20 protein-coding genes are annotated in these 20,928 nt (G+C 52.6%); 12 read left to right on the top strand and 8 right to left on the bottom strand.

Annotated features, from left to right (window positions below; all coding sequences use genetic code 11):
• The 3 genes from ACH5Y9_RS09410 to ACH5Y9_RS09400 form a co-directional block, all read right to left on the bottom strand.
• Positions 1-1,272 (bottom strand): MdtA/MuxA family multidrug efflux RND transporter periplasmic adaptor subunit, encoded by a 1,272-nt coding sequence (locus ACH5Y9_RS09410; protein WP_319961441.1) that lies wholly within the window; start codon positions 1,270-1,272, stop codon positions 1-3.
• Entirely contained in the window at positions 1,269-1,928 is a 660-nt protein-coding gene (locus tag ACH5Y9_RS09405) for a CerR family C-terminal domain-containing protein (RefSeq protein WP_319961440.1), read from the bottom strand. The genes ACH5Y9_RS09410 and ACH5Y9_RS09405 overlap by 4 nt, the downstream gene beginning before the upstream one ends.
• A 311-nt stretch (positions 1,929-2,239) precedes the next feature.
• Positions 2,240-3,712: an MBL fold metallo-hydrolase gene (locus ACH5Y9_RS09400; protein WP_319961439.1), complete on the bottom strand. Its 1,473-nt coding sequence runs from the start codon at positions 3,710-3,712 to the stop codon at positions 2,240-2,242.
• 431 nt (positions 3,713-4,143) lie between these two features.
• On the opposite strand from ACH5Y9_RS09400, the gene ACH5Y9_RS09395 reads away from it, so the two are divergent.
• From ACH5Y9_RS09395 to ACH5Y9_RS09365, 7 genes are all read left to right on the top strand, one after another.
• Complete coding sequence (locus tag ACH5Y9_RS09395) at positions 4,144-5,415, top strand: OmpP1/FadL family transporter (RefSeq protein WP_445369414.1); 1,272 nt, start codon at positions 4,144-4,146, stop codon at positions 5,413-5,415.
• Positions 5,416-5,489: 74 nt separating this feature from the next.
• The gene (locus ACH5Y9_RS09390; RefSeq protein WP_445369413.1) at positions 5,490-6,647 is read left to right on the top strand and encodes a pyridoxal phosphate-dependent aminotransferase; all 1,158 of its coding nucleotides are present in this window, start codon (positions 5,490-5,492) and stop codon (positions 6,645-6,647) included.
• Positions 6,648-6,848: 201 nt separating this feature from the next.
• Positions 6,849-7,505, top strand: coding sequence for a GTP cyclohydrolase II (ribA, locus tag ACH5Y9_RS09385; RefSeq protein ID WP_445369412.1), 657 nt, complete (start codon positions 6,849-6,851; stop codon positions 7,503-7,505).
• Positions 7,483-8,199: a RibD family protein gene (locus tag ACH5Y9_RS09380; RefSeq protein WP_445369411.1), complete on the top strand. Its 717-nt coding sequence runs from the start codon at positions 7,483-7,485 to the stop codon at positions 8,197-8,199. Before ribA ends, ACH5Y9_RS09380 begins: the two co-directional genes overlap by 23 nt.
• A complete protein-coding gene (locus ACH5Y9_RS09375; protein WP_445369410.1) occupies positions 8,196-9,236 on the top strand; it encodes a zinc-binding dehydrogenase in 1,041 nt (346 codons plus the stop codon). Before ACH5Y9_RS09380 ends, ACH5Y9_RS09375 begins: the two co-directional genes overlap by 4 nt.
• A 186-nt stretch (positions 9,237-9,422) precedes the next feature.
• Positions 9,423-9,800, top strand: a complete 378-nt coding sequence (locus ACH5Y9_RS09370; RefSeq protein ID WP_445369409.1) for a 6-pyruvoyl trahydropterin synthase family protein — start codon at positions 9,423-9,425, stop codon at positions 9,798-9,800.
• Between the two features lie 12 nt (positions 9,801-9,812).
• Positions 9,813-10,913 carry a glycosyltransferase family 4 protein gene (locus ACH5Y9_RS09365; protein ID WP_445369408.1) on the top strand — a complete coding sequence of 367 codons (1,101 nt, stop codon included), beginning with the start codon at positions 9,813-9,815 and terminating at the stop codon, positions 10,911-10,913.
• A gap of 4 nt (positions 10,914-10,917) precedes the next feature.
• On the opposite strand, the gene ACH5Y9_RS09360 is transcribed toward ACH5Y9_RS09365, so the two are convergent.
• Positions 10,918-11,115, bottom strand: a complete 198-nt coding sequence (locus tag ACH5Y9_RS09360) for a DUF6316 family protein (protein ID WP_445369407.1) — start codon at positions 11,113-11,115, stop codon at positions 10,918-10,920.
• A 272-nt stretch (positions 11,116-11,387) separates the two neighbouring features.
• Between ACH5Y9_RS09360 and ACH5Y9_RS09355 the strand changes: the two genes are divergently transcribed.
• The 4 genes from ACH5Y9_RS09355 (at position 11,388) to ACH5Y9_RS09340 (ending at position 14,523) form a co-directional block, all read left to right on the top strand.
• Positions 11,388-11,918: an REP-associated tyrosine transposase gene (locus ACH5Y9_RS09355; RefSeq protein ID WP_445369406.1), complete on the top strand. Its 531-nt coding sequence runs from the start codon at positions 11,388-11,390 to the stop codon at positions 11,916-11,918.
• A gap of 197 nt (positions 11,919-12,115) precedes the next feature.
• Positions 12,116-12,865: an IS5 family transposase gene (locus ACH5Y9_RS09350; protein ID WP_445366335.1), complete on the top strand. Its 750-nt coding sequence runs from the start codon at positions 12,116-12,118 to the stop codon at positions 12,863-12,865.
• Positions 12,816-13,370, top strand: a complete 555-nt coding sequence (locus ACH5Y9_RS09345) for a hypothetical protein (protein ID WP_445369405.1) — start codon at positions 12,816-12,818, stop codon at positions 13,368-13,370. The genes ACH5Y9_RS09350 and ACH5Y9_RS09345 overlap by 50 nt, the downstream gene beginning before the upstream one ends.
• 55 nt (positions 13,371-13,425) lie before the next feature.
• A complete protein-coding gene (locus ACH5Y9_RS09340; RefSeq protein ID WP_445369050.1) occupies positions 13,426-14,523 on the top strand; it encodes an IS5 family transposase in 1,098 nt (365 codons plus the stop codon).
• Positions 14,524-14,987: 464 nt separating this feature from the next.
• Here the strand turns inward: ACH5Y9_RS09340 and ACH5Y9_RS09335 are convergent, their stop codons facing one another.
• From ACH5Y9_RS09335 to ACH5Y9_RS09325, 3 genes are all read right to left on the bottom strand, one after another.
• The gene (locus ACH5Y9_RS09335) at positions 14,988-15,677 is read right to left on the bottom strand and encodes a hypothetical protein (protein WP_062327261.1); all 690 of its coding nucleotides are present in this window, start codon (positions 15,675-15,677) and stop codon (positions 14,988-14,990) included.
• A 185-nt stretch (positions 15,678-15,862) separates the two neighbouring features.
• On the bottom strand, positions 15,863-16,846 hold the full coding sequence (locus ACH5Y9_RS09330) for a lysylphosphatidylglycerol synthase transmembrane domain-containing protein (RefSeq protein WP_445369404.1): 984 nt from the start codon (positions 16,844-16,846) through the stop codon (positions 15,863-15,865).
• Complete coding sequence (locus ACH5Y9_RS09325) at positions 16,843-18,030, bottom strand: CDP-alcohol phosphatidyltransferase family protein (protein ID WP_445369403.1); 1,188 nt, start codon at positions 18,028-18,030, stop codon at positions 16,843-16,845. The genes ACH5Y9_RS09330 and ACH5Y9_RS09325 overlap by 4 nt, the downstream gene beginning before the upstream one ends.
• Positions 18,031-18,209: 179 nt before the next feature.
• On the opposite strand from ACH5Y9_RS09325, the gene ACH5Y9_RS09320 reads away from it, so the two are divergent.
• Complete coding sequence (locus tag ACH5Y9_RS09320) at positions 18,210-19,706, top strand: sulfatase-like hydrolase/transferase (RefSeq protein ID WP_445369402.1); 1,497 nt, start codon at positions 18,210-18,212, stop codon at positions 19,704-19,706.
• 316 nt (positions 19,707-20,022) lie between these two features.
• Here the strand turns inward: ACH5Y9_RS09320 and ACH5Y9_RS09315 are convergent, their stop codons facing one another.
• On the bottom strand, positions 20,023-20,925 hold the full coding sequence (locus ACH5Y9_RS09315; protein ID WP_445369401.1) for a hypothetical protein: 903 nt from the start codon (positions 20,923-20,925) through the stop codon (positions 20,023-20,025).
• Between the last annotated feature and the right edge of the window lie 3 nt (positions 20,926-20,928).

Genomic DNA, 20,928 nt, shown 5'->3' with positions numbered 1-20,928 from the left:
TTATCCGCGCCGCCGGCGTCTGCCGGATTCGTCTTCCGGCTTGGGTTGCAATTCCGGTTTGGCGGCGACTGCTTGCCCATCTTTCTCGGCCACATCCACCACCGCGCCATCCTTGACCCGATCAATGCCGGTAAGGATGAGTTGTTCGCCCGCCGTCAGATTATGTTCGATAGCCACCTTTTCTCCTTCGCTGGGGCCGGGGGCCACGCGGCGCAGATGGGCGATGTTCTCGGCATCGACCACATACACAAACGCACCCTGGGTATCGTGCTGCAAGGCGCTGCTGGGTATCTGCGTGACGCCGTGCAAGGTATCCAGATGCATGCGCACGTTAACAAATTGATTGGCGAATAGGGTTTGTTCGAGATTGTCGAATTGAGCTTTCAGTTTAATGGTGCCTGTGGTCGGGTCGATTTGATTGTCAAGCGCGGTAAGCTTGCCTTCCGCCAGCTTCAGCTTGCCGCCTCTGTCATAGGCCTCTATGTTAATGACCTGGCCGCTGCGATAGCGCTTCACCACCTCCGGCAATTTGTCCTCGGGCAGCGTGAACACCACGCTGATCGGTTGTAACTGAGTGATGACGACGAGGCCGTTGGCGTCGTTAGCCCTGACGATATTGCCTTGGTCCACTTGCCGTAAGCCCACCCGTCCGGAAATCGGCGCGGTTAGCTTGGCGTAACCGAGTTGCAACTTGGCGCTATCGACCAGGGCCTGATCCATCTCGACATTGCCGCGATATTGTTTGACCTGCGATTCTTGGGTGACGGTTTGTTGGGCGGCAATCGAATCCTGTTCCAGCAGGGTTTGATAGCGGCTCCGGTCCAACTCGGCGTTTTGCAACAAGGCCTGGTCGCGGGTCAGCTGGCCTTGGGCTTGTTGTAATTGCACCTGAAACGGCCGCGGGTCGATTTCTGCCAGCAGATCGCCAGCTTTGACCATTTGCCCTTCGCTGAACGCCACGTTCACCAGTTCGCCGTCCACTCGCGGCTTGACGGTCACGGTACGTAGTGCGGTGACGGTGCCGAGCGCGTTCAGATAAACCGGAAAATCGCCGCTGCTGGCGGACTGGGTAGCCACGACCGCAGGAGCATCTGGTTGTTCAAAAAAGCGCCGGCCTTTACCGCCACCGCGCTCGGCTTTAGTATCCGGGGCGGCTTCGCTGTGCTGAAAATAGACGCCGGCGCCGGCCAGACTCACCACTAATAGCGCGCCGGTCCATAGCCAGGGCCGGCGCTTGCTCGACGAGGGGAAATCGGAAATTTGTGGGTTCATGCTTGGATACGCTTAGGTAAGGTTTGCGAGCGGATGGCACGGATGCCGGCCAGCGAAAAGTCCACCACGTGCTCGGCGAAGGCGCCGATGTCGTTCATGTCGCTGGGCAGGGCGCGTTGCGGCCGGGCTTGTTGTATCTGTTTCAGGCGTAGCAATTGAAAGCATTGGCCCATGATGCTGGCGTGGCAATATTGCAATTGTTGTTCGCTAGCGTCCTGCCCCAGGCATTCGCGCAGCAAGCCAAACATTTGCTGACGTTGCGGATTGATTTCCTTTTCCAGAATGTCGGCCAGCAAGCGCGTTGGTTGCGCCATTTCCTTGTGAATGATGGCAAACGAATAAGATTCGTCGTCGGCCAGGCGGCGGATTAGCGATTTGATACGGCCGGCCAGCCGTTGCTCAACCGGAGCCTGCCGAGACACGCCGCCGTCGGGCGGATGCTGGCCCAATTCCTGGTTGAAGGCATGCCGCCAAGCTTCCAGATATAGGGTTTGCTTGTCGCCAAAATGATAATTCACCGAGGCAATATTGGCTTGGGCCTGCTCGCAAATCTCGGCGATGGTCGCGTCCTGATAGCCTTTTTCGGCAAAGATGCGGCCGGCGGCATTCAACAATCGCTCGCGAGTTTTCTCCGACTTGGTTTTTAGGTCAGTCATGCGTAGTACTGGAACGATGAGAGGATAAATGTGAAATTGCTAATTAAAATACGCATTTAACAAAGCACGCTACATGCCAACTTTGGGAAGGTGGCGTTTTAAAGGGTCTAGCCGCGATTGCGGCGGGGGATTGCTTGAAATTCAGCAGCGATTGGTTGTGGGGTGTTGATGGCGGGGCAGAACCCACTTTTTGCTGAGGCGCCCGCTCAGCGCTCGCCAGCATCGAAAGTTTATTGGGATTTCTAAGTCAGGCCTGTTTGCGCTGAGATTGAGGCGCCGGCATTCAGCCGGTGCCTCAATTGTTGATCTGCTTATCGCGAAGCTTTGGTGATGCCGATGGCTTTACGCAGATCGCCTAAGGTCACCACACGCGGACCGTGCAAGGCAGCAATCTGTCCAACATCCAATTTAAGCCGTTGAACATTTTCATACAGATTCAACGAATAAGGGTTCACAGATGTGGGCGCCGGCGCGTTTGCGGCTTGCGGGGTGTAGGCGTCGGCCTCGATCAATATCTTTTCCTTGGGCAAATACACTGCAACGAAGGCATCGTTGTGGCTATTCCCGGATAAAGCATGAATTTCGATATTACGTTTGCCGTCAGAAATCACCTGTTTGCCGGCAAAGCTGAGGAAGTTTGGCGCTTTTTTGGATTTCTCCAGATTGTCGGGGTTAATGCTATGCGGTGCAGCCCAGACTTTCTCGTAATAAGCCTGATTGGGCTGATGGGTGACGATAGTGGCGCCGGCATCGACGAAGGTGCGCAAGCCGCCGCTGTGGTCAAAGTGCGCGTGAGTATTGATCACGTATTTGATCGGCTTGTTGGGGATCGTTTCCTTGAGTTTTTCGATCAGCGCCAAGGAGCGTTCTTCGTTTTGCGGTGCTTCTACCAGCACGATATGGTTTAGCTGCTCGATAGCCACGCTATGGTGAGTACCGCCGGTCAAATAATACACGCCGTCCGCGAGCTTATTGGCTGCGACGATAATGTTCGGTTTCTTGGCGGCTTCGGCAGGTACCGCAATGTCTACGGGCGGGTTGGCTTTTACCGTGGTGACGTTCAAGTCCAATACCGGATATCCGCCTTGCAGACGCACGATATGGCTGGGAAACAGGCCGCCGTCAAATTCCTTGTAGTCGCTGTATTGGGTTTCCAGCAAGGTGTCGCCAAGTACCGGGTTGTCAATCCAGGTTTTGACCTTGGTTAATTGATGGCGGGCATTCAGTGTGCCTTGGTAGCGGTATTTGCCGTCCAAAGTAAAGCTGACTTCGGTGTCGGTTCCTTTGTCTTCAGTTTTGGCCTGATGGCTCTGCGCTGCCCTTAAAAAGCCCTGTGGCGTGGCCCATATTTCGGCGGCGCGTTCTTCGCTAGCGGTGGGTTGCGTGGTGACGACGGGGTTAGCACTGGTGGCGCCGGCCGCAGGCGGGGCAATATTCCAGGCATAAGCACCGCTGACGTATTGATCAACCTTTTGCTCGGTGGGTTGTGGCCGATTCCGCCCCGGCTCAATCTCTTGCAAACGGCTGATTTGCACGCGGGCGCTGGCGGTTTCGTAATTGATGTCGGCGGTGTAGTTTTTGACGGCAAACGGCGGCCAGGGCAGGTCGGGATTCGGCGCCTGGCCAAATTGGTACCAACGGCCGGTGCCGCTAAATTCGATGGATTTGAGGTTTGTGACGCCCGCGGCATCGCTGGCTAATTGGATGCTGTTTTGCTGCAGCGAACTACAGCCAGTGAAAATAAGCGCGGTTAAACCGGCCGTTCGGTATAGCAATTTGTGCATGTCAACTCCTGTTGGTTTGAAATAGGTGTAGGGTTCGGTACGGGTCAAAATAGGCTGTCTGCCGCCAATGCTGGCCGGTTGGCCAATGTCGCTACTGGGATTTTCTGCGCTGATTGATTTCAATTGGAGCTGAGCTCAGCAAGAGCTGTGCCGTTTAACGGTAGGCCGCAAACCCGGCGCAACCAGGGGGATGGCTTATGTTGATAGGAAGGGCGATATGCTGCTCAACTAGCAGAGTTTGCTGCTTAGGTGTTTATGCAGAATCAGCTCGGTGTGCCGTGTCTGGCCTTAATATAAAAACAACATGCAGTGCGTCTTACGCATCTTGTCTTTATGCCTATATCTGAAATAGACATCGAAATATATCGTTTTTAAAGAGAGTCTGGCGCTGGATAGAATTTCCCTAAGCTTGTCACACAGGGAAACCTTTTATGTCGTTTGCAAAAATATCATGGGCCATGTTGGGATCTTTTACCGCGTTGGCTGTGTGTGTGCCCGCCGCGAATGCCACCAACGGCTATTTTGCCCACAGCTACGGCGCCCGGAGTAAAGCCTTGGCGGGAGCGAGTACCGGTTTTGCGCAGGATGCGATTGTCTCTGCGATAAACCCGGCGGGTCTGGCCTATGTGGGTGATCGCCTGGATTTGGAATTTGAACTATTCAGCCCGCATCGTGAATATCGCGTCAATGGCGCCGGCATGTTGGCGACCGGGTCGGTCGAAAGCGACAGCGAGTATTTTCCGGTGCCGACCCTAGGTTGGAGTTACAAATTGGATGCCGAGCAAACCCTCGGTGTAGCGATGTACGGCAATGGCGGTATGAACACCGATTACAAACCATTAGTTAACGGTAATGGCTTGTTTACTGGCGCGAACGGTACCTTCGGCGCCGGCCGCACCGGTATCGATATGGCGCAGGCGTTTATTGTGGGCACCTATGCGCATTCATTCGCCAAAGGCCGCTACGCATTGGGAATTTCGCCGATTTTCGCGGCGCAGACTTTCAAGGCCAGGGGCCTGAATACATTCGGTCAATTCGGTTTTTCCAGTGAACAGGATCATTTATCCGACCAAGGGCGTGATTATTCGTTTGGTGCCGGCTTCCGGGTAGGTGGGTTGGCCGAGTTAACGCCAGGTTTGCGATTGGGTGCGTCCTACAAAAGCCGCATCTATATGTCCAAGTTTGAACGCTACTCCGGCTTATTTGCCCAGGGCGGTGGCTTTGATATTCCGGACAGCTTTAATGTTGGTTTGTCCTGGGACGTTAGCAAAGCGCTGACCGCCAATTTTGACGTAGAGCATATCCGCTACAGTGAGATTAAATCGGCCGGCAACACCTTTCAGGGCAATTTGCTGGGGCACGCCGACGGCCGAGGTTTTGGCTGGAACGATATGACGATTTATAAAGCCGGTGTGCAGTGGCAGCAAAGCCCGGATTGGATTTGGCGCGGCGGCCTAAGTTATGGGCAGCAACCCATTGAAGGCTCCGAGGTGCTGTTTAATATTCTCGCGCCTGGGGTGCAGGAATGGCACTTGACCGGCGGCTTAAGTCACGCCCTTAGCAAACAAGACGAACTCAGTTTTGCATTCATGTATTCGCCGCAGAAAACCATTACCGGCCCAAATCCATTGAGTCCGGGCCAGTCCATAGATTTGTCGATGAGCCAGTTTTCGCTGCAATTTGGTTGGACGCGGCGGTTTTAATCCATTCAGGGCTCTCCTCCCTCTCAAGCGCCGTCAAGGCGCTTCTTTTTAAACGACTGTTACAACATATGCCGATGACTTTTCCCGCTGCTAACCGGATTGCCAATCTTAAACCGTCCGATATCCGTTTGATGACCCGCGAATGCGAACGCATCGGCGGGATCAATCTGGGGCAGGGCTTAGGCGATTTGCCGGCGCCGGCCCTGGTGCGGGACGGCGCGATCAAGGCTATTCAAGACGGCCTCAATACCTACACTGCCTCGGAAGGCGTGCCGCCATTACGGCAGGCGATTGCCGCCAAGCTTAAGCGCGACAATGGTTTGGACGTCGATCCTGACAGTCAGATCGTGATTAGCGGCGGCACAACGGGGGCATTTGCAGCCACCTTGACGGCGTTATTAAACCCAGGTGATGGCATTTTGCTGATGGAGCCTTACTACGGCTACCATTTGAACACGATTCTGCTCAACGGCCTGGATCCGCAGTTTTTAACCTTGGCGCCGCCGACTTTTGCGCTCGACGAAGCGGCGTTGCGTGCCGCCCTAAAACCCAATACCCGGGCAATCGTGGTTTGCACACCCAGTAATCCCAGCGGCAAACTCTTCAGTGCCGCCGAGTTGGCAATCATCGAGCGCGTGGCCGAGCAGCACAATTTGCTGGTCATTTCCGACGAAATCTACGAATACATCACCTACGACGGCGTGCCGCATATTTCCCCGGCCAGTGTCGGCAATCTGGCCAAGCGTACGGTCAGTATCATGGGCTTTTCCAAAACCTTCAGCATTACCGGTTGGCGGCTGGGTTATGCGGTCGCCGAACCGGCATTGGCGCAGGCGATAAATTTGGTTAACGATTTACTTTATGTTTGCGCGCCGTCGCCTTTGCAATACGGTGCGGCCGCCGGTTTGCAGGCGCCGCCGGACTATTTTCAGCAGCTCAGGGCGCAGTATCAACGCAAGCGCGACATCATTTGCGCCGGCTTGCATGCGGCCGGTTTGACGCCGCTGGTGCCGCAAGGCGCCTACTACGTGTTAGCCGACATCGGCCATTTTGGTTATCCGACCGCCAAAGCCGCCGCATTAGCTATTCTGGGACAGACCGGTGTCGCCAGCATTCCGGGCAGTTCGTTTTATCAAAGCGCTGCCGGCGAGGGTTTGATTCGGTTTTGCTTTGCTAAAGATGACGCGACCTTACATGAAGCGGTTAAGCGTTTGAGTAACTTCCACCCTTGATCAATTTGCTAAAGGCTTTTAAGCAAAATAATGTGTGGCTTGTGCTTTCCGGTAGTTGTTAAAACAACAGGAAATCAACAACCGCTGCGCGTGAGGCAGCAGCGTAGAGATGGTTAATTTGCTAAATACTATGTCAAACAAGCACTTGAAAGCTGGCACGTAAGTTGATTTATGAAAGGAATTCAGCATTTATCGAACACCATGTCCAAATCTACCGTTTCCCGACTCGCCAGCACCCGAATTCCCACGGCTTATGGCGACTTTCAACTCTGCTATTACAGCAACACCCTGGATAACAAAGAACATCTGGCGTTTGTGATGGGCAAGGTCTGCGATGCAGAAAATGTATTGGTGCGTATCCACTCCGAATGTTTTACCGGCGACGTGCTGGGTTCCAGACGTTGCGACTGCGGCGAACAACTGGATCGCTCGCTGCAATTGATCGCCAGCCAGGGTGCCGGTGTTTTAGTCTATCTGCGCCAGGAAGGTCGCGGTATCGGTCTGTTGCAGAAAATGCGCGCTTATAACTTGCAAGACCAAGGCTACGACACGGTGGACGCCAACCTGCTATTGGGGCACGGCGCCGATGAACGAGATTACTCGTTGGCGGCCCGTATTCTGGAAGAGCTGGGCGTCAAATCGATACGGCTGATGACCAACAATCCGTTAAAGATTCAAGCTTTGGAAAGCGAGGGCATCCTTGTCAAAGCTCGTATGCCTTTGGAAGCTGCGGTTAATGCCGACAATCAAGGCTATTTGCTAACTAAAGTTAGGCGTATGGATCATCTATTACAGGTTAAACCTGCCGCTATCAGGGTAAGCGAGCGAGCCGCACATGATTGTGAACCAGCAGATTGAGCGCTGGCTGACCGCCCAACAAGCGTTTTCCGAATCAGCGCAGCGGCCGTTTGTCACGCTAAGTTATGCGCAAAGTTGGGACGGCAGCATTACCACGCGCGCCGGTGAAACCTTAGGCTTGAGCGGTTCCGAGTCGCGGCGTTTGACCCACCAACTCCGTAGTCTGCATGACGGCATCTTGGTCGGTATCGGCACGGTGCTGACCGATGACCCGCAATTAACGGTACGGGAATGGGATGGGCACAACCCGCAACCCATCGTCCTGGATAGCGGGTTACGCACGCCGCCGACCGCTCGCCTGTGCCAGCGCACCGACAAAGAATGTTGGCTGTTAACCTGTTTAAAACCCGACGGAAAATTCAACGGCAACGCCGAAATTATCACTTTAGCCGGCGATGACGATGGACGTGTTGATCTGTCGGCAGCCCTGCAACGGCTTTGGGAAAAAGGCATCCGCACGCTGATGGTAGAAGGTGGCAGTCAAGTCATCACCGCCTTTTTAAAAGCACAATTGGCGGATGCCTTGGTATTGACCATAGCGCCGACTTTGGTCGGCGGGTACAAGGGCGTCGGCAATCTGGACTTAGGCTGTAAAAGCCAGTTACCGCAAATTCGTCCATTACATTCGCAGATGCTGGGACAAGATTTGATCATGTGGGGGAATCTGCATTACCGGGAGATGGCGGTAGCATGAGAGCCCGTCAGCTTTGGTTTACCAAGCCCGGAGAGGTTGAAATCCGCGAGCAGCGATTGCCGCCGTTGCAGCCTGGGCAAATATTGGTGAAGAGTCTTTGCTCCGCGATCAGCGCCGGCACGGAAATGTTGGTTTATCGAGGACAATTGCCCTCCGATATTGCTTTGGATGCCTCACTGACAGCTTTGCAGCAGCAAAACGCTTATCCCTTGCAATATGGTTATGCCTGTGTCGGCCGCGTTGAACAGCTCGGCTCTGGCGTTGATGCGGCCTGGTTAAATAAGCGCGTGTTTTCATTTCAGCCGCACGCCAGCCATTTTATTGCCACGGCAGAGCAACTGATCGTATTGCCGGATGATGTCGAAGCCGAGGCGGCGGTATTTTTAGCCAACATGGAAACAGCCGTTAATCTGGCACTGGACGGTGGTCCGGCGCTGGGGGAGCGGGTGGTGGTTTTAGGGCAGGGCATCGTCGGCTTGTTGCTATCCAGCGTGCTGTCACGTTTTCCGTTGGCGCAATTGTTGGCTTTGGATGACATTAGCAAACGTCGCAATTACGCTGAGTGGCTGGGCGTGCATCACGCTTTCGATCCAAAGTCAGAAAGCCACATAGCGAAATTGAAAGACGCTTTACGCTTGCCGGTCGATTTGTCGGCAACCCCACATTCAGGCTGCGATTTGATCTTTGAAGTCAGTGGTTCGCCGGAGGCATTGAACCTAGCTATCGAATTATGCAGCTATTCCGGACGCATCGTGATCGGCAGTTGGTACGGTAACAAATCCGCTGCTGTGCAACTGGGTGGGGTGGCCCATCGCAATCGAATCAAATTCATCAGCAGCCAAGTCAGCAGCATTGCGCCGGAATTGACGGGGCGCTGGGATAAAGCCCGACGCTTCCAGCAGGCTTGGCAGATGATTCGACGAGTGAAGCCGCAAGCACTGATCAGTCATCGCGTTCCCATCGACCAAGCCGCAGACGTTTACCAGCTGCTGGATCAAGCGCCGGAACAAGTCTTACAAGCCATTTTTATTTATTAACAGACCATAGCTTTAGCCAATCGCCGTGAATTTAGTCCCCTCTCCTCGCGGGACAGGGCTGGGGTGAGGGGGTAAAAACCCTAGTCTAACCTTCGTCTAAATGACATGTTAGTACCAGAGAAGGAACAATACATTGGCATTGGCCGCCCGTAACAAAATAACCACCAAAACCCAAGGAAAACCAACATGTACAGCGTAGCCGTCAGCCGAGACTTTATCGCCAACCATTACTTGATCGGCGGTGACTGGGGCAGCGAAAACCAGCCGCACGCCCACCATTACATCGCCGAAGTGCGTATCGACGGCGAGGAACTGGACCAGCACGGCTACCTGATGGACATCGTCGCCATCGAAGCTGCTTTGGATGAAGTTGTCGCCGGCTTTCGCGATCAAATGCTCAACGACAAGCCGGAGTTTGCCGGTTTAAACCCCAGCATCGAACACTTCAGCCGCATCATCTGTGAAAAAGTCGCCGCAACCATTAATCCGCCCTGCACCGGCAGATTGCGGGTAAAACTCTGGGAAAACGCCACCTGTTGGGCGGCTTACCGCTTGGCGTTCTAACCGGTAAACACCGTGCATGTTGGCTTGTTGACCGTTGGCGACATGGATAGCGTCAGCGGCGGTTATTTGTATAACCGCAAGCTGGTGGCTTATCTGCAAAACCAAGGCGATCAAGTCAGCATCATCAGCTTGCCGCCGCGCAATTATTGCCGGCTGTTGGCGGAAAATATTACCGGCGATTTGCTGGATAAAATCGCCGCCGCCAAGCCGGATATTCTGATTCAAGACGCCATGGCGCATCCGGCCGTGTTTTATTTGAATCGGCGCATCAGTAAACAACTCGACATCCCGATAATTGCCCTGGTGCATCTGCTAGCCAGCATCGATCAAGCGCCTTGGTATAACCGCTGGCTGTACAGAATTGTCGAGCGCCGCTATTTACAAACGCTGGACGGCATCATCGCCAACAGCCGGACCACGCTAAGCCAAATCATTCAGCTACTTACCGGCGAATTGCCGCCACACTGTATTGCTGTACCGGCTGGCGATAATTTTGCCGAAGTAAACGTTGATCGCGCAGGTATCTTAAATCGCGCGCTGGAGCCAGGACCGTTAAGGATATTGCTAGTGGGCAACGTCATCCGCCGCAAGGGTTTGCATGTGTTGCTCAAAGCCCTTAGCCAATTGCCGGCACAGAACTATCAGCTCAACGTGGCCGGACGGCTGGACATGGAACCCGGCTATGCCGCGCAAATTAAAACCCTGATTCGCGGTGCCGGATTGACGCGAAGCGTGTCCTTGCTCGGCCCAGTGCAAGGTCAAACGTTGGCCGATTTGTACCGGCAACATCATCTATTAGTAATGCCGTCCGCGTACGAAAGTTACGGCATTGTCTATGTCGAAGCCCAGCAATTTGGCTTGCCGGTGATCGGCACCACGGCGGGCGCGGCTTGGGAGATTATTCGCGAAGGGGAAAACGGTTATTTGATCGAACCCGAAGGTCACGTCGCCTTAGGCAATTTGTTAAAGACCTTGCATCATGATCGGCGGCTGCTGGCTCGATTGGGCGCCAACGCCTTGCAAGCCTACGCCGGCCATCCCAAATGGGAGGCAAGTTGCGCCAAAATCCGCGCTTTTTTATCCGGTCAAGTCACGACTTGGCAAAGCGGATAAACGCTCAGCCATTGGCCAACAACCGCGTGCGCCGGCTGGCGAGTCCCTGTCGGGCACAGCTATCGATGTAGTGGTTAAGCGCCACCTGAGCATTGGTTTTAGAGGAAAACGGCCCTTTGCGGCCTTCCCGAGTCAAAAAATACCAGGCGGGTAAGCCTGTGCCAGGATTAACTACAGACAAAAATCGTTGGGTGCGAAACATAGATCACTCACTCTCAAGAATTAAACAGGCGTGATGCCGATAATGTCGTATCACTATTTATGCCATGTTTATAAGCCTTGCCAAGTCTGGTTCCATTACGCCGGGCTGGATAAAAAGTGTTGCTGGAGATACTGATATTGTTGATTGGGTGTATGGTAAACAATTTGGCGGGATGGCTCACAGGACTAAGCTTGGGCTAAACCCAATGGGCTTCGTAGGATGGGTAGAGCGAAGCGAAACCCATCGCTAACTTCAAACTTACGCTGAAAAAAATGACTGAATACCGTCGCCATCGTGTCCAGGGTGGCACTTACTTTTTTACGGTAAATCTGGCGGATAGAAGCCAAACACTACTGACGGATCATATTGAGATTTTGCGAGAATCCTTCCGTACGGTTAAGCAAAAGCATCCATTTACAATGGAAGCAATTGTTATATTGCCTGAGCATCTGCACGCCATTTGGACATTACCCGATGGTGACGATGATTTCAGTTTGCGCTGGCGACAAATCAAATCAGAATTTTCCAGGCATATCGAAATTGGCGAGAAAATTTCCCATAGCCGTATTCGTAAAAATGAAAGAGGAATCTGGCAAAGACGATTTTGGGAGCACCAAATAAAAGACGATAACGACTTTTCTAAGCACGTGGATTACATTCATTTCAATCCGGTGAAACATGGTTATGTCACAACCGTCGCGAATTGGCCTTATTCATTGTTTCATCAATATGTTAAACGAGGGATTATTCCGGTTGCTTGGGGCGGAGCGGATAGATTGGAAAATGATTTAAATTTGGGATAGGAACGTTTATGATTTTTTAATTTGATGGGTTTCGCATTCGCTCTACCCATCCTACCGCTAAGAACAAATTGGAAAGACAATGACAAATATAAATATGCAAAAATACGGTAGGGGCTGTTGCCATTTTGAAACGATAGCCTTGAAATCGAACGGCTCTGCCTCATTGATTGATTTTTCAATCAGAAGACAAGTGAGCTATGCCGCGACAAATGTTTACGGATGCATACTGGAATAAATTCAAAGCCATCCTGTTAAGCCTGGGGATTTATGACAAGCCTTCGCTCAGGCAAACGGTAGAAGGGATTTTTTATCGCATGCGAGTCGGCTGCCCCTGGCGAGACCTGCCTGCCACGTTTGGTAAGTGGAATGCAGTCTACAAACGGTTTAATGCGTGGTCACTGCAAGAAAAACTGATGGGCATCTTTCGAGGCCTGGTTGTGGCACCGGATTTGGAATGGACCTTTATTGACGGCAGTATCGTGAAAGCGCATCAGCATAGTAGTGGTGCGGCTCATGAACAGGATGCCGCGATTGGGAAATCCGTTGCGGGTCACACCACGAAAATCCATATGGCCGTTGATGCCTGTGGGCTGCCTATTCATTTCTCGATCACCGGTGGTGAAGTCCATGACTGCAAAGAAGCGCCGGAATTAGTGGCTAAACTGCCTTTGGCTGACTACACGGTCGCTGACAAAGGCTATGACAGTGAACCTCTACGGATTCAAATTCGAGAGAAAGGGAGTGTCCCTATCATTCCTAGAAAACAAAATTCAATCGTCGGGAATGACGGAATGGATTGGTGCCTCTACCAATATCGCCACCTCGTTGAAAATGTCTTTGCGCGATTGAAACATTTCAGAGCCATCGCGACGCGATATGACAAATTGAAACGCAATTTTGAAGGCGTTGTCGCTTTGGCCTGCGCTTTTATTTGGTTACCCATGTAAAACGGCAACAGCCCCTAGTCAAATTCAAGAAATGTCCTTGTGGGCTAAGAAATTTACAAATTGGGATAAACTTCGCGCTATACAAAACAGCAAGATAATTAGTTCAACGTATGTATGGTTATTTGTTGTTCCACTTGTGGCAAAGTTATTGTCGAAAATAAATGAATCCATAAAAATAACTATCGACGGTAGTGTGTACGAATTTGTGATAGAGCTACCATTCTCCTGGGAGGTGTTCTTTTATTCGTCATTATGCTTTGTTATCGGTAATGTTATTTTTCTAGTTTTAGCTCCCGAGTTAATAAAAGATTTCAAAGATTATGGCGAGTACACTGGATCAAGAAGAAACATACATCATCTATCTAGGTATATGACAGAAAAATATAAGCTTCATCTAAATAATATTCGTGCTAAGGAGTTAGAAAGCTCTAAAGATTACGAAGATTTAAAGCGGCGTATTGGATTTAACAGGCTGGTGAAAAACTCGAAAAGCCAAGTAAGCTAAGGCATAGATGAGCGGCCAACTGTTAAAATAGGCTACCTAAATTTGGAGCCTTTCAATGCGCGGACACGATGCCATTCAAAACAGCTGGTTCAGCTATGTTAGCCTGGAAGACCGTATTCCCAAACAGCATCCGTTGCGTCGTTTACGGCTACTGGTTGATGGCGTATTGGCCTCTATGGATGCCGTCTTTGCCGAGCGTTACTCGCACACAGGCCGTCCCTCGATGGCCCCTGAAAAACTGCTGCGCGCCTTGCTGTTACAAGTCCTGTATACGGTCCGTAGCGAGCGTCAGTTGATGGAACAACTGGACTACAACCTGTTGTTTCGCTGGTTTGTCGGTCTGGGCATCGACGACGCCGTGTGGGAACGCACAGTGTTCAGTGCCAACCGCGAACGCCTGCTGTCCGAAGCCCTGAGTCGCGAATTTTTTGAGCGGGTACTGGCCATAGCCGAATGGCAAAATCTGGTGTCCGACGAACACTTCAGCGTCGACGGTAGCCTCATTGAAGCCTGGGCCTCGCACAAAAGCTTCGTCAAAAAAGATGGTAGTGGTCCCGATAAACCCGCCGGCCGCAATCCCGAGATCGACTTCAGCGGCGAAAAGCGCAGCAACGCCACCCACCACAGTACGACCGATCCCGAAGCCCGGCTTTACAAGAAAGGCGAATACACCGAGGCCAAACTGCGTTACATCACCCATGCCTTGTCCGAGAATCGCAACGGCCTGATTGTCGATGTCGAAACCACTCAAGCCACCGGCACCGCCGAAATCGAAGCCGCGCAAAAAATGATCAAACGCCGCGTGCCCCAAGGTGGCAGCGTCGGTGCCGACAAAGGCTATGACCAACCGGCGTTCGTCAACGGACTCGAGTCCCGTGATATCAAAGCCCATGTGGCCCGCAAAAAGATTGGCAGTGCCGTCGACGGCCGCACCGCGCGCGGCAAAGGTTACGCCCAAAGTCTCAAGCGCCGCAAAATCGTCGAAGAAGCCTTTGGCTGGGTCAAAACGGTCGGCGGCCTGCGCAAAACCCGTCACATCGGCTTAGCCAAAGTCGCGGGTCAGGCCTTGTTTTGCTTTGCCGCCTACAACCTGACGCGCATGCTCAACCTATTGGTGTTCACGCCGAAACCGGCGTGGAGTGCACCCGCCTAGGGTGAAGTTCGCCTGAAAACCGTCCACAGACGGCTTCAGGCGAATAAAAAGCCCTTGAAACCGGGGCAAAACGCTTGAAACTCGATGTCATGACCGATTTCAACTCGAAAAAATCACGAACATCGTGGGTAAGGGGAAATATCGGCGGGTTTTTCACCAGCCTGTTAATGACAGTAGCAAAAATCAAAACCCTAAGGCAGAGGAAGATCAGTTCTGGTCGTTATACGACTATTTGAATATAGAATACCGTTATTTCAGATATATCTGCACTGCTTTTTATGCAATAGGTTTTGTGTTGTTTTCATGGGTGATTATAAGAAACATTTTTTGGGTACTAACTCATTAATTTGGCTTATCAGGGCAGGGTGGAGAAATGCGAAACTCAACATGAAGACAGAACGAAGTGAATCGCATCACTCGCCACGGATGGGCTTCCTTTCGTCAGCCCACCCTCTCAAACCAACCTAATCCGCCGCAAAGCAATAAAAATAACCCGCGCCGCCGGTGCTGACCAGGTTTTCCTGGCTGCAGCCTTTGCTGTCGTGGGTGGAGTTCCAGGAGACGTTGCCGCCGGTGGCACCGCGGTTGGTGCGGTCGGAGTGGCCGACGCGAACGCTGCCTTCGCCGCTGCTGGTGTAGTTTTTACAGGTGTGGTCGGCGGCATCGGTGTAGGCGCGGCCATCCGGTTTGGAGCCGGTGATTAGGTCGTGCTGGTTAGGGGTAGCGCCAACGCCATTGATCTGCGCGCCTTTTTCGGTGAGGTTGGTGGTGCGATGCACGTTGTTGCCCAATTGGCCTAACTCCACGGTGTCGCCATGCAGGTGAGCAACATCGTTGGCAACGATCGCGCCGTTAGCATTGGCCCAGGGGCCGTTGCCGATCCGGTCGCGAGCGTTGACGGCGGGTTGGTCGGCCGTGGCCTGGGTGCTCAAATAGGCGCGCCAGGTGCGGTTGCCGGCACCGACGTCACTCGCCAGTTTTTGGCAATGCGCATCCGCGCCCGCCAGGCCGCCCAAATCCGCGCCTTTGCCGGAGCCAACACTGGTAACGAAAAAGCCTAACGGCGGTTTGGGGGCGTCGCTGGGGGCTTGTTGAGCGAAGGCAGTGTTGGCGCTCAGAACGAGCAGGCCGGCAACAAAGCTAGTTTTTTTCATGCATTTTCTCTCTGGTTATGGGTTATCAAAACGGATTCCTTGAGCAAGGTTCCCGCTCCCAAAACAGCACTAATCGTGCCGTATTTAATCGCCAGGAAATTCCGTTGTTGAACAGAGTTAATGCGCGCCAGCTATTGCGATACAGACAGGGTTTGCTGACTGACTGTCTTTAGAGAAGCACTTGGCTACCGTCTTGCCTGTAACACGCGCAAGCAGCCCAAGCCGCCGATGAGCATAATCGCATCGCGCAAACGCATTAACGCAATCAAGCCAACAGCCGCCTCGGCGGGCCAACTCAAATAGTGAAACGCCCAAAATAGCGCCGCTTCCAACGATCCAACGCCGCCCGGCAGCGGTAACAAAAATGACAGGCGCATCGCCACCAAAACCACCAGAAACGCGGACATATCCACGGCAAAATCAAATACGCCAAGCAGCAGCCATAACTCCAATAGCAAACCGGCCCAGCCGCATAGAGAAAATATAAAGGCTTTGCATAAAGCCGGCTTACCTGCCGTTACGGCAGCCTTTAAGTCACTACCCAAGCGCTGCCAATGGGTTTCGATGTTTTGCAGGCGCGGATGCTGCTGCCAACGCCGAGCCAGGCGCTTTAACCCAGCCAATATCTGTTCCGGTCGCTTTAAAATAAACCAGCCAAATAGGGACAAGGTCAGCAAGATAGCGGTCAGACTCAGCAAGATTTCCCGCCAATTGGTGACAGCGACGGCCGGTGAGGCCAGCAGCAATAGCACCGCCAAGACCAGGATGCTGAAGTTGATCCACAGCTCGTAAAACCTATCCAGGCCCAAACTCAGCAGCGCCCCGTGTAGCGGCAAATGGCAACGCTTGTACAACCAGAAAATCTGCAAAGGCTCGCCGCCGAACTGCGGGCCGGGCGTGATGAAATTGACGGCTTGGCCGGCTTGGCGAATCAACAATAACTGAGCAACGCCGACCGGCAATTTCAGCAAATTACTCAGCACCCACCAGCGCTGGGCAGCCACTAGAACAATGGCAAGATTCGAGCCTATCCAGGCCAGCCATTGGCTGATAGATAACGCCTCGATACTGCGGGTGATAGCGGTAAGCGGCAATTGGTTGAGTACCGCCCCGACCAGCATTAACGCCGGCAACCATAACAAAATAGGCAGCGCTCTATGCCAGGTCATCCGGCCCCGTCATAGCGTTGAATCCACTCGTCGCCCCAGGCCCAAAGGCTATAGCGGCCGGTGCCCAGCAGCAAAATCCAGCTGGCAGCGAAGATCAGAAAATCAAACACAACAAGATTGCTATCGTGCGGATAATGCCAACCCAAGGAGACGATCACGATCAAGGCTCCCAAGCGCCCGGCCAAGCCAAGCACAACCAGCGCAGCACCTAGCGCCAGCAGCTTGCCCCCGGTGTCGATGCTATCCGGTATCAGCAAAACCAGCAGCAACGGTAGTAATAATCTCAGCCCTGGCTGAAAATACTGCTCGCTCCAATTTGCCAAGCGCTCATAGGCCTGGGGCGTTAACCTACCGCACACCACCCACCAGTCCGCCGCAAATCCGAACAGCACCGGCAGCATGAAGGCAATACCGGCGATAGCGGTCAACTCGGGATCCAGCAGCGGCCAGAGCGCTACGGCAACAAACGCCATTTGAAAGCCCGCCAAAGTCCGACGCAAAGGATTTCCCGGCAAGTCGTATAAGGGCAACCCCAGTAGACTACGGCGCTGCAAGCCCCACCGATAAACATAGTAAGCCACGCTCAACAGCAAATAAGAGCTATGCAGTTTGCCCAAACCGATTGCCAATAGCGGTGCGATCACCAATCCCAGCGCATCAAAGGTAATATCCAATTCATTACCCAACAGGCTCACCTGTCCGCTGCGGCGAGCCGCGAAGCCGTCCAACCTATCGATAATAGCCGCCAGCGTGTAAAACAAGGCCGGCAAGCAAAGATAAGCGGCAAGCGCTTGCTGCATAAACAAAAAGCCGCCGGTCAGCGCGATAAATCCGCCGCGCAAGATGGTTAAACGATTGCCCCAGCCGAGGCTACCGTAAAGTGGCGCGTCCAAACTGGCGCGGTTCAACGGTAAACGTCGCCATGCGCACAGGCAGACATAAGCCCAGATTAGACTGGCGCGAAACAGCCAGAGGCTGGCAAGCTGCCAATCTTCCGCAACGCTGAATACACCAAAACCGATCAGCAACACGCCCAAGCCCAGTTGGGCGATTACGCGCAATTCCTGCTGCAGAAAATTTAAGTTGGCATTCTCGGTTGGTTGCATGTGTTTCTGTTGCTGAGTCGGATTGACCGATAAGCGCAAGCAGATGCCGTGCCAGTTTGGCGTTGTTTTTGCTTGCAAGCAGCATCAACCTTAAATATCCAACAGCACATTCGAATTAGCATGCCCGTCTCAGCAAACTTAAATTCACTTTATCGGCAACGGTTTTACCGCCCAAATTTAACCGTCTTGCGGGGCTATAGATGCTAGGCGATAACAGGATTTTCCATACTGACCGGACAGCTCCCCTCGCAACCGGTTTGAATGGTTTCGCGGTGATTTATGTATTGGCGGCCTTGCTTATTCCCAATCGCCTGAGCGCGATCTCGTTGGAGGCTTTTGCTTACCTGCCGTTGGAAGCGCTATTGCTCGGTCTGGCGTTGCTGGTGCCGGGCCGGGCCGGATCGCTGACTCGCCTGTGTGCCGCAGGCCTGCTGGCGACGGGGATAATTTTTAAAATGGCCGACCTCGCGGCATACCAGGTTTTCGACAGGCCATTCAACCCTGTGCTAGATTCCCGCTTTCCGGCGGACGGCATGAATCTGTTGCAAGGCGCCATTGGCCAAATTGGCGCCATCTTCGTCGCCGGTTTGCTGATCGCCTTGTTGCTGAGTATTTTTTGGCTGACCAACACCTTGCTGCGCCGGGTACAAACGCTGCTGCAAAGTTCGGCGCAAATTAGCGGCACAGGCTTAGTAGCCGGCCTTTTAGTGTGGAGCGCTTCAGCCTTCGCGGATTGGTCATACGCCGGCAAACCGTTTTACGACCTAATGGCCCAGCACGTTGCCAGCATCCGCAGCGGCATGGCCGATCAGGAAAGTTTCAACAACGTCGTCGATAGCGACCCTTATGCCGCCGTGCCGGACAGCGCATTGTTCGAAAAATTGAAAGGCAAGGATGTGCTGGTGGTGTTCATCGAATCGTATGGCCGGACCGTGCTCGACAAAGCCGATTACGCCGCACATATCCGTCCCCTATTACAGCAAAGCAGCGCCGATCTGGCCGCAAACGGTTTGTCGGCGCGGAGCGCTTACCTGACCTCGCCGACTTACGGCGGCATCAGCTGGCTGGCGCATGGCACCCTGATGTCCGGTTTATGGATCAATAGCCAGACCCGCTACGACCGCTTGGTGATGACCCAACGCCCGTCGTTGAATCGCCTGTTCCACAGGGCGGGTTGGCGCACCGTGGCGGTACAACCGGCACATACCATGGCCTGGCCGCAAGGCGAATACTTCGGTTACGACCGCATCTATGCCGCGCAAGACTTGGGCTACCAAGGCCAAACCTTCAACTGGATCACGATGCCTGACCAATACACGCTGTCGGCCCTGCAAGCCTTGGAGCGCAAACCCGGCGCGCGCCAACCGCTGATGGCCGAGCTGGCATTGATTTCGTCGCATGCGCCGTGGACGCCGTTGCCGGAATTGGTGAACTGGGATCAGGTCGGCGACGGCAGTATTTTCAATCGAGCCCGCGTCGGTGAGACCCCGGAAGTGGTCTGGCAAAACACCGAGCGCATCCGCGAACAATATCGAAAATCCATCGAATATGCGCTGGCGAATATCATCTCCTACGCGATTAACTATGGTGACGATAACCTGGTAGTGCTGGTGCATCTGATCAGCCGGGATAGCAAGGTGATGGATGCAATAAAGGATTGGCAATGGACGGACGGCATGCTGCCGGCCGATGACGCACCCGTGCTAGGTATGGACAAGCTGCGGGACCGCTTTATCACGGCGTTTTCTCAGTAAATATTTGCGTTTGTTTGATAGTCTTGGCTGCCAGTTCGCGTAGGGCTAAATACGCCTGGATAGTATCCGTGAAGGTCTAACAGATTATGGAGATGGAAAGTTAAAAACGCCCCAAGGCGGAAGTTCGTGTAGTTATCTTGAATGTCGGTTTAAAATTTAAGCCAGCCATTTAAATAATAAAAATTGTAGGGTAGATAGAGCAAGTGCGGCAATTGATCATACCGGGTGATTATAGATAGGTTGGGCACGGAGCCGATTCGAACGGCTCCCCTATGCGCTGCATTATCCTTCCCACTAGAAGACGTGCCCATAATTCCTAAACTGGTAGTGATTTTTTTGCTTTCTCGATTCGTGCTTTCAGGCGTCTTTGGAAAATATCTCTTTGACTCTTATCATACCATTTATTAAAAGCATTTTTGTCATTGATCCAAGATAATGACGATGCAGTAGAGTTTTTATTAATGCCCTTCTTGCTTAAAGAGGTATTGAAATCCAGATTGAAGGGCTTTTTAATCACTTCGGATATTTCATTATAAGCCTTATCTTTCTCAGTCGAGTGTTTTATGCAAATCAAGCGTCCAGATAATTCAATTAGTCGGCGCGGATCGGAAACTCTAGTGATATCTTTTTCCGAGTTCGTCGAGTTGTTTTTTGGCACCGTGAAACTGATAGCCTTGATCCCTGATACAAGTAATGCTATGGCATCATCCATATTCGCTGCTCGGGATATATTGTTAGGGTCTAACTTCTGCAAGGCTAATACCTCAATACTATGGCAGATTTGACCTTTATTTAATCTCGGGAGTGCGTCTTCGGTTTTTTGGGGATGAGTTGAAGTGTCTGATTTATTTTTGGCTTGATACAGGTTAGTAAACTTAAGGGCATTGCCTAATTCATTTGTCGTGAGTGGGTAATGATATTTTTCTACCCTATATCTAATAGAAAACTCACTTGGCCAGTGTATTACGCGAGTTTTCTTGTTCATCACCACTTTTGTCTCAAATTTCTTTTCCAGCGTCCATTTCGTAATGCTGCGAAAAGCCTTTCGTTTAGATCTGGCTGAATGACTTCTTGCTACTTTGCCATAAAATTTAGAAGCTTCTAACGTCAGTTTAGACTCATAAAGCCAATTTAGCCCGCTAATCAAGGCTGGGGGAGTGAAAACACTTAGACTCCAACCGATAAACTTGCGACGGGTTAGACGGGTTATTAATGGCATGTA

This window comes from Methylomonas sp. BW4-1, from assembly GCF_052474385.1.
Note: the sequence above shows the minus strand (reverse complement) of the source record. Positions and strands in the feature narration are given on the sequence as shown.